The sequence below is a fragment of the Klebsiella sp. KTE92 genome (assembly GCF_000398905.1).
Classification (GTDB): Bacteria; Pseudomonadota; Gammaproteobacteria; order Enterobacterales; family Enterobacteriaceae; genus Klebsiella; species Klebsiella variicola.
This window is the reverse complement of record NZ_KB976100.1, coordinates 2343342-2357850: the sequence shown is the minus strand read 5'-3', so window position 1 is coordinate 2357850 and position 14509 is coordinate 2343342. Positions and strand designations below refer to the sequence as shown.

The window sequence follows — 14509 nt, the reverse complement described above, 5'->3', positions numbered from 1 at the left end:
CAACCTCAAATACATTTAAAGTAATCAAAAGGTTCCCGGCAGCTGTCGCAGCGATAGAGCGCTTTGCAGGCCGTGGAACCGAATTCGCTAATCAGCGAGGTATGGGTGCTGCCGCAGCGCGGACAGCTCACCTCAACGGGCATGTCCGCATGGCAGGCGTGCCCCTGGGGCGGGCTGATTCCGTACTGGCGCAGGCGCTCGCGGGCCTCCTGACTCATCCAGTCGGTGGTCCACGGCGGATCCAGCTGCAGGACGATATGCACCGGCAGAAAGCCATGCTCGCTCATGACCGTACGGATCTCGCCCAGCAGATGCTCTGTCGCCGGACAGCCCGAATAGGTCGGGGTAAAGCCAATCACCCACCCGTCGCCGTGGCGCGCGACGCTGCGCACCATACCGAGGTCGGTGATGGTGAGTACCGGCACTTCCGGATCCGGGATCGCGCTTAATAATCCCCAGATGGTACGAACTTCAGCAGGAGCGATGTCGGCAAGACGTTGCATAGTCACCTCACTTACCACTGCAGTCCGGGATGCGAACGCTGCAGATATTGCATCTCCGCCAGCAGCGGGCCGAGATGTTCACTGTGCAGCCCCTGTTTGCCGCCGCTGCGGAAGGCCGCTTCCTGCGGGATTTGTAAGCCGGAGTCGAGCAGCGCCGTGTGTACCGCGCTTTGCCATTCGGCCTGAAGCTCACGCGGATCAACCGCAATACCCTGCTCAACCAGGCTGAGCTCCACTTCATCGGCAAGGAACAGTTCGCCGGTGAAGCGCCACAGATTGTCGACCGCCTGCTGCATTTTGCGATTTGATAACTCGGTGCCGTTACCCAGACGCTCCAGCCAGCCGCGGCTGAAGCGCTGGTGGTAACGCACCTCTTTCAGCCCTTTGGCGGCAATGGCCGCCAGCTGCGCGTCGCGGCTGTTCACCAGCCGGCTGTACAGGGCGACGTGCCAGACATCGATAAAGAACTGGCGGGCGATGGTGTCGGCAAAATTGCCGTTTGGCTGCTCCACCAGCAGCAGGTTGCTGTACTGGCGCTCATCGCGACCAAAAGCCAGCGTATCTTCGTCGCCGCAGCCGTTAAGCTCGGCGGCATAGCTTAAAAAATTGCGCGCCTGGCCGAGCAGGTCGAGGCCGATGTTGGCCAGCGCAAGATCGATCTCGAGCTCGGGAGCATGGCCGCACCAGGCGCCTAAACGCTGGGCCAGAACCAGACCATTGTCGCCAAGCCGCAGGGCGTAGGTGGCTACGGGGTTAGGGGTATTCATCGCCGCCTCACATGTGTTCCATGCCATCCGGCACGGTATAGAAAGTCGGATGACGGTAGACTTTGCTTTCCGCCGGGTCGAAGAATTCGCCGCGCTCTTCCGGCTGCGAAGCAACGATTTCGCTGGCCTTCACCACCCAAATTGAGCAGCCTTCGCTGCGGCGGGTATAAGCATCGCGGGCATTCTCCAGCGCCATTTGATCATCAGCGGCGTGCAGACTGCCGACGTGACGATGGGATAACCCCTGTTTGCTGCGAACGAACACTTCATATAACGGCCAGTAAACTTTGCTCATGTTGTCTCTCCTCATGCCGCGCTGCGGGCCTGCTGTTTTTGCGCATGGGCCAGCGCGGCCTCGCGCACCCACTCGCCCTCTTCCCAGGCCTTACGCTTGGCGGCCAGCCGCTCGTGATTGCAAATCCCACGGCCGCTAATCACCTCGTTAAATTCCTGCCAGTCGATTTCGCCGAAGCGGTAGTGGCCGCTGGCTTCGTCAAAGCGCAAATCCGGGTCCGGGACGGTCATACCGAGGATCTCTACCTGCGGCACGGTGTTATCGACGAAGCGCTGACGTAGCTCGTCGTTGGAGTGCAGTTTGATTTTCCACGCCATGCTGCGGGCGCTGTTCGGCGAGTTGTCGTCGTTGGGGCCAAACATCATCAGCGCCGGCCACCAGAAGCGGTTAATAGCGTCCTGCAGCATCTGCCGCTGCGCGTCATTGCCCTGCGCCAGCGCCATGCAGGCTTCAAATCCCTGGCGCTGGTGAAAACTCTCTTCTTTGCAGATTTTGACCATCGCCCGGGCATAGGGGCCATAGGAGGTCCGGCACAGCGCCACCTGGTTGACGATGGCCGCGCCATCGACCAGCCAGCCGATCACGCCGATATCGGCCCAGCTCAGGGTCGGGTAGTTAAAAATGGAGGAATATTTCATCTGCCCGTCGAGCATTTTCTGATACAGGTCTTCCCGGGCGCAGCCCAGCGTTTCCGCGGCGCTATAGAGATACAGCCCGTGTCCGGCCTCATCCTGTACCTTAGCCAACAGAATCGCTTTACGGCGCAGCGTCGGCGCGCGGGTGATCCAGTTGCCTTCCGGCAGCATGCCGACAATTTCCGAGTGCGCGTGCTGACCTATCTGCCGAATCAAGGTCTTACGGTAGGCATCCGGCATCCAGTCCCGCGGTTCGATGGCCGTTTCCTGCGCGATGCGCTGGTCAAAGCGTTGTTCTTCTGTCACGTCATCACCTTTATGATTCCGATATTCACAACAAAAACATTTATGTGAATCATTTTGTTTATTGAAGGTTACATATTGGTTAAATAAAACCACAAATTTTGTTTGCTCCTTTTGTGATAACAACCGCAAAACCTTTTGTAAACAGCCAATAAATCAGTAGCATAAACGCAACATTCCATCGACCGCCGATCACAATGTTAATAAATTATTAAATATAGGCTTGATTTTTATGATTCATAAAAGAACTATTTATAGATATCACACGTAACACATTTGGAGATTTGCGATGCAGCAGTTAGCCAGTTACTTATCCGGCGCCTGGCAGACCGGCCGGGGCCGCGCCCGTACTATCCATCACGCCATCACCGGGGCGGCGCTGTGGGAGGTGACCAGTGAAGGCCTGGATATGGCGCAGGCGCGCCGCTTCGCGATTGAGCGCGGCGGTAAAGCTTTGCAAGCCATGACCTTTATTGAACGCAGCGCGATGTTAAAAGCGGTAGCAAAACGGCTGCTGGAGCAGAAAGACGAGTTCTACGCCATCTCCGCGCAAACCGGCGCGACCCGCGCCGACAGCTGGGTGGATATTGAAGGCGGCATCGGCACCCTTTTCACCTATGCCGGGCTCGGTAGTCGCGAATTGCCGGACGATCTCCTGTGGCCGGAGGACGAGCTCATCCCGCTCTCCAAACAAGGGGGTTTTGCCGCGCGTCACGTGCTGACCTCGAAATCAGGCGTCGCCGTACATATCAACGCCTTCAACTTCCCCTGCTGGGGAATGCTGGAAAAACTGGCGCCGACCTGGCTTGCCGGCATGCCGGCGATCATTAAACCGGCCACCGCTACCGCCCAGCTTACCCAGGCGATGGTGAAAGCGATTGTCGACAGCGGCCTGGTGCCGGAAGGCGCCATCAGCCTGATTTGCGGCGGCGCGGGCGATCTTCTCGACCATCTCGATAGCCAGGACGTGGTGACCTTTACCGGCTCTGCCGCCACCGGCCAGCAGCTACGGTCGCATCCTAACCTGGTGGCCAAATCGATTCCCTTTACCATGGAAGCAGATTCGCTCAACTGCTGCGTTTTAGGCGAAGATGTCACCCCGGAGCAACCGGAATTCGCGCTGTTTATTCGGGAAGTGGTCCGCGAGATGACGGCGAAAGCCGGGCAAAAATGTACCGCTATCCGCAGAATCATCGTGCCACTGGCTCAGATTAATGCGGTTAGCGATGCACTGATCTCCCGCCTGCATAAAGTAACCGTCGGTGACCCTGCGCAGGAGGGCATTAAGATGGGGGCCCTGGTTAATCGCGAACAGCGTCAGGATGTGCAGGATAACGTCAATAAACTGATCGCCGCCGGCTGTGAAGCGCTGCTCGGCGGACAGGCAGATCTTAATGCTGATGGCGCGTTCTTCCCGCCGACCCTGCTGTACTGCCCGCAGCCGGATGAAACGCCAGAGGTTCACGCCATTGAAGCCTTTGGCCCGGTAGCGACGCTGATGCCGTATCGCGACCGCCAGCATGCGCTGACGCTGGCACGCGCCGGCGGTGGCAGTCTGGCTGGTACGCTGGTCACCGCCAGCGGCGAGCTGGCGCGCGAGTTTATCCTTGGCGCCGCGCGCGCCCATGGTCGTATTCAGATCCTTAACGAGGAGTCCTCGGCAGAGTCGACCGGCCACGGCTCGCCGCTGCCGCAGCTGGTACACGGCGGCCCTGGCCGCGCGGGCGGCGGAGAAGAGCTTGGCGGGCTGCGCTCGGTGAAACACTATATGCAGCGTACCGCGGTCCAGGGCAGCCCAACGATGCTGGCGACCATCGGCCAGCAGTGGGTGCGTGGCGCGCAGGTTAGCGAAGACCGCATTCACCCGTTCCGTAAATACTTCGAAGAGATCCAGCCTGGCGATAGCTTATTAACCCCGCGGAGAACCCTCACCGAAGCGGATATCGTTAACTTCGCCTGCCTGAGCGGCGACCATTTCTATGCGCACATGGACAAAATCGCCGCCGCCGAGTCGATTTTCGGCGAGCGGGTGGTCCACGGTTATTTCCTGATCTCCGCTGCGGCCGGGCTGTTCGTCGATGCCGGCGTCGGGCCGGTTATCGCCAACTACGGGATGGAAAACCTGCGCTTTATTGAGCCGGTCAAACCGGGAGACACCATTCAGGTTCGCCTGACCTGTAAGCGGAAAACGGTCAAACGTCAGCGCAGCGCCGATGAGAAAGCCACCGGCGTGGTGGAATGGGCGGTGGAGATTTTCAACCAGCACCAGCAGGCGGTGGCGCTGTATTCCATTCTGACCCTGGTGGCGCGCCAGCAAGGGGATTTTCCGGCGTGATAGCGGAAAATAGACCGCTGGCGCTCTGTTGGCCGATCCTTGAGCCATTGATCCTGCAATCGGTTTGCAACGGTTTCGCCCCGGGAAGTCCTTTATGTTATCTGTGGCTTCAGCGCACATTGCGCTCCCGATTAATCGTCTGCGTTATGTCACTCATGGCGCAGGGAGCGCACAGGGGGCGGCCAGTCGCCGCCGCCCCCTGTACCCCCGGGCTCCGGCCAGCAAAATCGCCACTGCGTGGTGCCTTCGACTTTTCCCTGCAGGCTGCGGGTCGGGCCGAGGCAGCGTCCCTGCAAAACACGGCCCTCAGCCCGCATCCATGCGGGCTGCCCCGGCCTTCCGGGAACGTCTCAGCGATTTTGAGGCCGCCAGCACCGGTAGTTTCAGCGGCCCCAGCGCCAGCGATGATTTGGATCTGTAGGGGCTGTAGGCCCGGTAAGGCGTCAGCCGCCACCCGGCAAAAAAATCGGCGCACGTTCTCAATGCCTCTGCGGAGGCATTTTTTACGTCCGTCTGGCAAAACTGACAAACAAGCTGGCAAAAGCAAACAAACGCCCCGGCGCCGCTGGCTGGTAGCTTAAGGGTGACAAAGCCGACATTCGCAGCGGCAAGAGACAACACAACAATAAGATGAGGTCACTATGGCAAACGGCTTGAAATTTTCTCCTCGTAAAACCGCGCTGGCGCTGGCCGTCGCGGTGGTTTGCGCCTGGCAATCACCGGTCTTCGCCCACGGCAGCGAAGCCCACATGGTACCGCTGGATAAAACGCTGCAGGCGTTCGGCGCCGATGTCCAGTGGGATGACTACGCGCAAATGTTTACCCTGATAAAAGACGGCGCTTACGTCAAAGTGAAGCCCGGCGCCAAAACCGCGATCGTCAACGGTAAACCCCTGGATCTACCGGTGCCGGTGGTGATGAAGGAAGGTAAAGCCTGGGTCTCCGATACCTTTATCAACGATGTCTTCCAGTCCGGTCTCGATCAGACCTTCCAGGTGGAAAAGCGCCCTCACCCGTTAAACTCGCTCTCGGCGGCGGAAATCAGTGAAGCGGTGACCATTGTTAAAGCCGCGCCGGAATTCCAGCCCAATACCCGCTTTACCGAAATTTCCCTGCACGAGCCGGATAAAGCGGCGGTGTGGGCCTTTGCCCTGCAGGGTACGCCGGTCGATTCACCGCGCACCGCCGATGTGGTGATGCTGGATGGCAAACACGTGATTGAAGCCGTCGTCGATCTGCAAAACAAAAAAATCCTCTCCTGGACGCCAGTTAAAGGCGCCCACGGGATGGTACTGCTCGATGATTTTGTCAGCGTGCAGAACATCATCAACGCCAGCAGCGAATTCGCTGAGGTGCTGAAAAAGCACGGTATTACCGATCCAGGCAAAGTGGTCACCACCCCGCTCACCGTTGGCTATTTTGATGGCAAAGATGGCCTGCAACAGGATGCGCGTCTGCTGAAGGTGGTCAGTTATCTCGATACCGGCGACGGCAACTACTGGGCGCACCCGATTGAAAACCTGGTGGCGGTGGTCGACCTTAAAGCGAAGAAAATTATCAAAATTGAGGAAGGCCCGGTGATCCCGGTTCCGATGGAGCCCCGTCCGTATGATGGCCGCGACCGCAACGCCCCGGCGGTGAAACCGCTGGATATTACGGAACCAGAGGGCAAAAACTACACCATTACCGGGGATACCATTCACTGGCAGAACTGGGATTTCCACCTGCGCCTTAACTCGCGCGTCGGGCCAATCCTCTCGACGGTGACCTACAACGATAACGGCACAAAACGCCAGGTGATGTATGAAGGTTCCCTCGGCGGGATGATCGTCCCCTACGGCGACCCGGACGTCGGCTGGTATTTCAAAGCCTACCTCGACTCCGGCGATTACGGTATGGGCACCCTGACCTCGCCGATTGTGCGCGGCAAGGACGCGCCATCGAATGCGGTACTGCTGGATGAAACCATCGCCGATTACACCGGCAAACCGACCACGATTCCAGGCGCGGTCGCCATATTCGAACGCTATGCCGGGCCGGAATATAAGCACCTGGAAATGGGCAAGCCCAACGTCAGTACCGAACGCCGGGAGCTGGTGGTGCGCTGGATCAGTACCGTCGGCAACTACGACTATATCTTTGACTGGGTGTTCCACGACAACGGCACCATCGGTATCGACGCCGGCGCCACCGGGATTGAAGCCGTCAAAGGCGTGATGGCGAAGACCATGCACGACCCCAGCGCCAAAGAGGATACCCGCTACGGGACGCTGATCGACCATAATATTGTCGGCACCACTCACCAGCACATCTATAACTTCCGCCTCGACCTCGACGTGGACGGCGAAAACAACAGCCTGGTGGCGATGGATCCTGAAGTGAAGCCCAACACCGCCGGCGGCCCGCGCACCAGCACCATGCAGGTGAATCAGTACACCATTGACAGCGAGCAGAAAGCGGCGCAGAAATTCGACCCGGGCACCATTCGCCTGCTGAGCAACACCAGCAAAGAGAACCGCATGGGCAACCCGGTCTCTTATCAGATTATCCCTTACGCCGGCGGTACGCACCCGGCGGCGACCGGCGCGAAGTTCGCCCCGGACGAGTGGATCTACCATCGCCTGAGCTTTATGGATAAACAGCTGTGGGTGACGCGCTACCACCCGACAGAGCGTTATCCGGAAGGGAAATACCCGAACCGTTCCGCCCACGATACCGGCTTAGGCCAGTACGCAAAGGATGATGAGTCGCTGACAAACCACGACGACGTCGTGTGGATCACCACCGGCACCACCCACGTGGCGCGCGCCGAAGAGTGGCCGATCATGCCGACCGAATGGGCGCACGCCCTGCTGAAGCCGTGGAACTTCTTTGACGAAACCCCAACCCTTGGCGAGAAGAAAAAGTAATCTTAACCGGCGGTGAAATCGAGCAGGATTTTACCGCCTCTTCCCGGCTGGTCGGCGGCGGCAATCGCCTCCCGCCAGTCGTTCAACGCTATACGCTGGGCCGGCGGCTGGGTGGTCACTGGCAAGCGCTGCCAAATCTCGTCAAACGCCGCCCGCCACGCCGCCACGCTGAGTGTCGGCAACGCCTCCCGCAGATGAAACTTGCGCACCGTCGCGCTACCGCGCGTCTGGGTCAGCGGCCGCCCGGATAATAAACCATAGGAGATCAGGGTCGACGATGCGGGCAGCACCGACAGCAGCGTATTCGCCAGTTCGCCGCCCACCGCGTCAAACACCAGATCGCTGTGCTGGCTGACCTTCTCCATCAGCGCCCGGTCGGTATCGAGGATCGGATAGATCCCGGCCTGTTCCAGGCGCGCCCGGTGCTGCGGCGAGCGAATAATCCCGCTCACCGAGCGGGCGCCCATCGCCAGCGCCCACTGTCCCAGCAGGCTGGCGCAGGAGGACGATGCCGCGGTCAGCACAAGGTGTTTTCCGGCAACCGGCCAGCGCTTGAGCATCAGCATAGCCGTCAGCGGATTGATATACCCGCGGGCGGCCAGCAGATCGTCAACCGATGGCGGCACCGGCACCAGCCAGGTCTCATCCAGATCGATAAACCGCTGCCAGGTGCCGCCCCCGCGCAGAGGCAGCACCCGCTGGCCCGCGGACAGCCGGCTGCCGTATGGCGCGGCGACCACCTCGCCAAGACCTTCATAGCCGGCGACGGCCGGCAGTCGGGTGCGGTGGCGATAGGCGCCGGTCACGGGGATCAGATCCGAGGGATTCACCGGGGCATAGCGCATCCTGACCCGCACCCGCCCGCCCGCCAGCGGCGCCAGCGGAAGGCGTTTCAGGGTCAGCACAGCGGCCGGCGGCCCGTAGCGATCATAAACAATGGCGTCGTTGAACATCGACAGGCTCCAGACAGCGAAAGGCGGGATCATAGCAGATCCCGCCGCCAGTGGCTCACGCCCGCGGCCAAACCTGGGGGAACAGCGGGGAATCCAGCGGGTCGCCGTCCCGCAGGGTCAGCTCGGGGAACGGTGGCGACGTCACGCCACCGCGATCGGCAAACGCGGCGTCATCCCCCACCCAACGGGCGGAGAAGACCCGTCGCGCCCGCGCGCCGGGGTTGCCGCGGGCGCCATGGACGGTGCGGAAATGGAAGGCCACCGCATCCCCCGGCTCCAGCGCCCAGCTGACGATATCGTATTCGTCCTCATGGGCGTCGATATCCGGCAGGGTGCTGAACCGGGTGTGCTCGTAAAGCTTAGTGCCATTGAAACGGGTAGGACTGAACTCCTCCTCCCAGCGATGCGACCCGCGAATGCAACGCAGCGAGGTGGCCTCCGCCACCGGGTCCAGCGGGATCCAGAAGCTGACGTTCTGCCTGCCGGAGACGCAATAGTAAGGCTGGTCATGATGCCAGGGAGTCACCGTGCTGCCTCCGGCCGGTTTGACCAGCGTATGTTCATGGAAAAATTTCGCCGTCTGCGACTGCATCAGCGCCGCCGCGATCTCGGCGGCCGCTGACTGAAAGACAAACTCGCTAAACGCCGGGATCCGCGACCAGTTGCAGTAGTCCTGAAAAAAAGGCGGCGAACCATCTTTGGGGATCACCGTGCGCGCATGACCATACTCGCTGGGGCTGGCCATCAGCGCCGTGACCCCCTCGGCGAGGCGATCGACCCAAGGGGTAAAGACGCCTTTTAATAACACCGCGCCATCCGCCTGCCAGCGGTCGATGGTCGCTTGATCGATGTGGGGAGAGTGTTGATTGTGCATCGCTTGGGTTCCTGTGTTGAGGGATCAGGTGGGCGGTTCCGCCGGTTCGGCACGCATCCACGCGCAAAGCTGTCTCAGCATCGTCATACAGCGCTCGGTCTGCGCGATGCTGATGTACTCATCGGCCTTATGGCCCTGGGCCATGCTGCCCGGTCCGCAGACCAGGGTCGCGACGCCCATCTCATCGAACAGCCCCCCTTCGGTGCCGAACGCCACGGTGGAGAAGCGGTCGCTGCCGCACCACTGCGCCAGCCAGCGGGCGAAGTCGGACTGCGGATCGCTGAGCAGCGGCGGATAGTGGCTTAACAGCTGGAACTGGATGTCGCTCCCGCTGCCTACCCGGCGCATCTCCGGCAGCAGCTGGCGACGGGCGTAGGCCGCCAGCGCCTCGGTGACCGCTTCGGGACGCATCCCCGGCAGGTAGCGGATCTCAAAATCAAAGCGGCAGGACTGCGGAACAATATTCAGCGCGGCCCCACCCTGAATGGTGCCCACCTGCAGCGTGCTGAAGGGCGGCGAAAAGCGGCTGTCCTGCTGCCGGGCCAGACGCACGCCCAGCCGATCCAGGTGGTTGATCAGCCTGGCCGCGTAGCGGATGGCGTTCACCCCCTGCGGGGCATAGGCCGAATGGCAGGCCTGCCCCTCGATGCAGCAGCGCATGGCCAGTTTGCCTTTATGACCGAACACCGGCTGCATCTCTGTCGGCTCGCCGATGAGGCACAGCGCCGGTTTCTCCGGCGAGGCCTGCAGAAAATCCACCAGGCTGCGCACACCGAGACAGCCGACCTCTTCGTCATAGGAGAAGGCCAGATGCAGTGGCATGCGCAGCGGCGCCGCCAGAAAGTCATCCACTGCCGCCAGCACGCAGGCGAGAAACCCCTTCATATCGGCGCTGCCGCGGCCATAGTAGCGGCCATCGCGCTCGGTCAGGCTGAAAGGCGGAACGCTCCAGGCCTGGCCGTCCACCGGGACCACGTCGGTGTGGCCCGAGAGCATCACCCCACCGCCGCCGGACGGCCCCAGCCGGGCGTAGAGATTGGCCTTACCGCCCGACGGGTCATAAAAGCGGCGGGACGCCACGCCGCGGGCAGCGAGAAAATCGGCGATCCAGTCGATCATCGCCAGGTTCGAATGGCGGCTGGTGGTGTCAAAAGCCAGCAGCGCGGCGAGGATGTTATTCATCGCCGGGGACGCCATAGGCGGGCGCATCGCGAGGGTCGAGCGCCCGGGTAATATACGCGTCCATTTGCGGCTCCCAGGCCAGCCACAGTTGCTCAAGGGCCGCCAGCGGATCCGTCTCCGCCCAGTCAATACGCAGATCGACCACCGGCCACGGGTAATCGTCCACCACCTTCACCGCCGCCGAGTGGACCGGGCCGGCCTCGCCCCCGGCGGCAATCCCCGCGCGCAGCCCGGCCAGCAGCCGGCTGGCCAGTTCACCGCTCGCCGTCTCGAAGGCGGCCACCATCGCGGCGATCACCTCGTGACTGGCCAGCATGTTGCCCGCCGCCACGCAGTTATCTCCCGCCAGGGTGCCACCGATCCCGAGAGTATGTTCTCCGCTGAACGCCGCCACTTCACCGTTGGCATCAATCGCCGCGACCTGGCGATATTCGCGGAAGCGGTCCTCCGCCAGAGCCAGGTTCAGAGCCTGCTCAACGGAGGCCCCCGCCTCAAGCGCGCCAAGAATATGCGGCCCCAGCGACGGTAAGGTTATGTTCTGACTGGCGACCGCGCCGACGCCGGGCAATAGCCACGGACAGCGCGATCCCACGGCCATGCTCGACGAACTAATGGCAATGCCCAGCTGACCTGATTCCGGGCAGCGGGCGCTAATAGAGAGAGTCATTCTGCTGCCTCCCCCTGCCAGTCGTCAGGGATCACCGCCGTAACGTCAATCTCCATCAGCCACTGCGGCTGCGCGAGGGCCGACACCACCACCCCGGTGGAGATGGGAAAGACGCCTTTTAACCATTTGCCCACCTCCTGATAGACCGGCTCGCGATAGCGGGGATCGATCAGATAAGTGGTGGTCTTGACGATATGCGAGAGGTCGCTTCCCGCCTCTTTCAGCAACTGTTCAACATTCTTCATCGCCTGCTCCGCCTGCGCCCGCGGGTCGCCGAGGCCAATCAGATTGCCGGCGAAATCGGTGCCAACCTGGCCGCGAACGTAGACGGTATTGCCGGCCCGCACCGCCTGGCACAGATCGTTGTTCAGCGCCTGGTTCGGGTAGGTCTCTTTGGTGTTAAACATGCGAATACGGGTATGAGTTGGCATCAAAGCACTCCTTAAGGAAAACGGTTAACAGGACGGCTGGTAACGCTGGTACTGGCGCTGAATGGCGATCTGGTCGGCAATATATTTAGCATCGTGCCAGACGCCCCAGATAAAGGTGGACCCGCGCCGCGAGAGCCACGGCAAGCCGAGGAAATAGACGCCCGGCTCCGTCGACACGCCGCGATGATGCTGTGGCCGCTGTGCATCATCGAAAGCATTGACCTTCAGCCAGCGATAGTCGGTGGTGTAGCCTGTCGCCCAGATGATGGTGCCGATCCCGGCCTGCGCCAGATTGAGACTGAGCAGCGGGTCGGTAACGCAGGCCGGATCGGGCAGAAATTCGCGGGCGGAGGGCTCTTCGGGCAGGTCCATGCCGTTGCGGGCCACCCACGCGTCCGCGGCGTCGAGCAGTGCAAGGTAGGAGGCATCGCCGCGGCGGATATTCTCCGCCAGGTCGTGGTGAAACAGTGCTTTGTCACCGTCAAAGCCGCGGGTCTGCCCCACTAACGTGACCCCCTGATGCGCCAGCTGGCGAAAATCGACGGTATGGCCGCCGCGCGCGCCGCTCACCGCGATAGTGACATGCTCTTTACCCGGCGCATTGGCCGCGGCATCCCACATTCCCAGCACCCCGAGCCACCAGCAAAAATCGCGCTGACGATAGCGACGCGGCGGGCGGTCGTGCGCTCCCACCGACAGCCACACCGCGCGTCCGGCTCGCTGTAGCTCATCGGCAATCTGCACGCCGGAGGAGCCTGCGCCAATCACCAGCACACCGCCCTCCGGTAGCTGCTGCGGGTTAAAATAGTGCGCGGAGTGGAGCTGCTGAATAGCCTGACTCTGTGGGGCGATGGCCGGGATCACTGGCCGCTGAAACGGCCCGGTGGCCGCTACGATCCGCTGCGCTTCAATCACCCCCTGCGAGGTGTCGATACGAAAGCCCGGCCGTCCGACGAGGCGTTCAGCGCTGAAAACCTCCACCCCGGTACGGATCGGCGCATTGAAGCTGCGGGCATAGGCGGCAAAATAGTCTGCCACCTGCTCTTTGCCGACAAAGCTGTCTGCCGGGCAGTCCGGGAACACCATGCCCGGGAACCGATCGTGCCAGGCCGGGCCGTTGGCGACCAGCGAATCCCAGCGTCCGCTGCGCCAGGCCTGGGCAATACCCTGCTTTTCCAGCACCAGGTGGGGGATATCCAGCCGGGTCAGATGCTCGCTCATGGCGACGCCCGCCTGCCCCGCGCCCACCACCAGGGTATCGATCTCGGTAATCTGTTCAGTCATTTCGCTATCCTTCAAGCACAGTTGCCGACGACGTCGCCGGAATTGACGGCTTTCAGGTTATTTAACTGTGACGAATTGGTAAAATATTATAAAACGATCGACTGAATAGAATTTTGCGAGGCTGAGTGACGACAAAAAATAATGCCTGCCGGATCGACAGGCGTTATTTCAGGCGTGAGTTGGGGTTAATTCGATGCTGCGACAATAATCCATAAACAGTTGCGTCGGCCGCGTGGGCTCATTATTCGCGAGATGCGCCATAATTAAGGTCGAGGCGGGCATCTCGTCAGCAATATCCCGCTGCACCACTCTTTCACCATCGTAGGTCATATCGCAGCAGGGCCGGGTGACCAGCACCGAAAAACCCAACCCCTGACCCACCATACAGCGCACCATTTCAATGGAGGGGGAACTGTAAGCAACTTCCGGGTGATAACCCTTTTCCTTAAAGATGGAGATAAAATAATTTTTACTGGGGACCGCATCGAGGAGGATCATCGGCTCGCGGCTCAGCTCCTGCAGCGTCACCTGCGCCTTCTGCGCCAGCGGATGCGCGGCGGGCAGCAGTGCGTAGGGTTTATGCGGGGCATTGAGCCGCTCTTTATTGATCGAATGGCCGAGCTCCAGATCGTAAACCAGCGCCAGGTCGAAGCGGCCGCGGTGCAGGCCATGCATCAGCTCATGCTGTTCGCCGTCGTACAGATGCAGGGTGATTTCCGGATAGCATTTCTTAAACCCGGCCACCAGCTTCGGCATATACAGCGGAGCCACCGATTCGAAGCAACCGATGGAGATCATGCCAGAAACCAGCTCTTTATCCGCTCGCGAATTCTGTTCGAACTCCCAGGACAGGCGCAGCAGCTCTTTCGCTTTATCGTAGATCCGCCGACCGCTGGAGGTGAGCGAAACGCCCTGCGCATGGTGGCGAATAAACAGCTGCTGGTCGAAGGTGCTCTCCAGATTCTTGATGGCAATCGAAATCGACGGCTGCGCAATGTGCAGCTGGCGGGAGGCCTCGGCGATACTCTCCGTCTCTACCACGGTGACGAAATATTTGAGCTGCTTCAGGGTAAATCGGTTCATAGCATCACCATTGATAAAATATGGTCCGGCGTACACGGGGAATAGTTTTCCTCTAAGTCCCAAGCAATCCGCGTGCCACCCCCGGAAAAGAGCGGCGCCTTGCCCGACAAGGGGCGACAATATTTATTATTGCTCTACGCCCGCGTGGTTTATTTCCACCATTGCACCATCATGCGCCACGCTGCACGCCAGACTGGCAGCGCCTGCCCCAGTTTCGCGCAAAATAACCTGTCTGCGCAAAATAGCGTTATTGAATTACAGTCATTGTTTTTAAATTGTTTACGCAAA

At 60.7% G+C, this 14509-nt stretch carries 13 protein-coding genes; 2 read left to right on the top strand and 11 right to left on the bottom strand.

The window, feature by feature from the left end:
- Nucleotides 1-5 precede the first annotated feature (5 nt).
- The 4 genes from paaD to paaA are packed head-to-tail and all read right to left on the bottom strand — an operon-like array spanning nt 6 to nt 2506.
- Complete coding sequence (paaD, locus tag A1WC_RS14280) at nt 6-503, bottom strand: 1,2-phenylacetyl-CoA epoxidase subunit PaaD (RefSeq protein WP_016160908.1); 498 nt, start codon at nt 501-503, stop codon at nt 6-8.
- Nucleotides 504-514: 11 nt separating this feature from the next.
- On the bottom strand, nt 515-1270 hold the full coding sequence (gene paaC, locus A1WC_RS14285; RefSeq protein WP_016160907.1) for a 1,2-phenylacetyl-CoA epoxidase subunit PaaC: 756 nt from the start codon (nt 1268-1270) through the stop codon (nt 515-517).
- 7 nt (nt 1271-1277) lie between these two features.
- The gene (paaB, locus tag A1WC_RS14290; RefSeq protein ID WP_004224492.1) at nt 1278-1565 is read right to left on the bottom strand and encodes a 1,2-phenylacetyl-CoA epoxidase subunit PaaB; all 288 of its coding nucleotides are present in this window, start codon (nt 1563-1565) and stop codon (nt 1278-1280) included.
- Between the two features lie 11 nt (nt 1566-1576).
- A complete protein-coding gene (gene paaA / locus A1WC_RS14295) occupies nt 1577-2506 on the bottom strand; it encodes a 1,2-phenylacetyl-CoA epoxidase subunit PaaA (RefSeq protein ID WP_016160906.1) in 930 nt (309 codons plus the stop codon).
- 286 nt (nt 2507-2792) lie between these two features.
- Between paaA and paaZ the strand changes: the two genes are divergently transcribed.
- Complete coding sequence (gene paaZ / locus A1WC_RS14300) at nt 2793-4838, top strand: phenylacetic acid degradation bifunctional protein PaaZ (protein WP_016160905.1); 2046 nt, start codon at nt 2793-2795, stop codon at nt 4836-4838.
- Between the two features lie 641 nt (nt 4839-5479).
- A complete protein-coding gene (tynA, locus tag A1WC_RS14305; RefSeq protein ID WP_016160903.1) occupies nt 5480-7747 on the top strand; it encodes a primary-amine oxidase in 2268 nt (755 codons plus the stop codon).
- Between the two features lie 2 nt (nt 7748-7749).
- Here tynA and A1WC_RS14310 read toward each other — a convergent pair whose 3' ends face one another.
- From A1WC_RS14310 to A1WC_RS14340, 7 genes are all read right to left on the bottom strand, one after another.
- Nucleotides 7750-8733, bottom strand: a complete 984-nt coding sequence (locus A1WC_RS14310; RefSeq protein WP_172437948.1) for a zinc-dependent alcohol dehydrogenase family protein — start codon at nt 8731-8733, stop codon at nt 7750-7752.
- 22 nt (nt 8734-8755) lie between these two features.
- Nucleotides 8756-9574: a phytanoyl-CoA dioxygenase family protein gene (locus A1WC_RS14315; RefSeq protein WP_012541938.1), complete on the bottom strand. Its 819-nt coding sequence runs from the start codon at nt 9572-9574 to the stop codon at nt 8756-8758.
- A 24-nt stretch (nt 9575-9598) separates the two neighbouring features.
- Nucleotides 9599-10771, bottom strand: a complete 1173-nt coding sequence (gene argE, locus A1WC_RS14320) for an acetylornithine deacetylase (RefSeq protein WP_016160901.1) — start codon at nt 10769-10771, stop codon at nt 9599-9601.
- Entirely contained in the window at nt 10749-11423 is a 675-nt protein-coding gene (locus A1WC_RS14325) for a DUF1028 domain-containing protein (protein WP_008805132.1), read from the bottom strand. Before A1WC_RS14325 ends, argE begins: the two co-directional genes overlap by 23 nt.
- Nucleotides 11420-11854: a RidA family protein gene (locus A1WC_RS14330; protein ID WP_004190423.1), complete on the bottom strand. Its 435-nt coding sequence runs from the start codon at nt 11852-11854 to the stop codon at nt 11420-11422. The genes A1WC_RS14325 and A1WC_RS14330 overlap by 4 nt, the downstream gene beginning before the upstream one ends.
- 24 nt (nt 11855-11878) lie before the next feature.
- Nucleotides 11879-13138, bottom strand: coding sequence for a flavin-containing monooxygenase (locus A1WC_RS14335; protein WP_016160900.1), 1260 nt, complete (start codon nt 13136-13138; stop codon nt 11879-11881).
- A 168-nt stretch (nt 13139-13306) separates the two neighbouring features.
- Entirely contained in the window at nt 13307-14221 is a 915-nt protein-coding gene (locus A1WC_RS14340; RefSeq protein ID WP_004190428.1) for a LysR substrate-binding domain-containing protein, read from the bottom strand.
- Nucleotides 14222-14509: the final 288 nt, after the last annotated feature.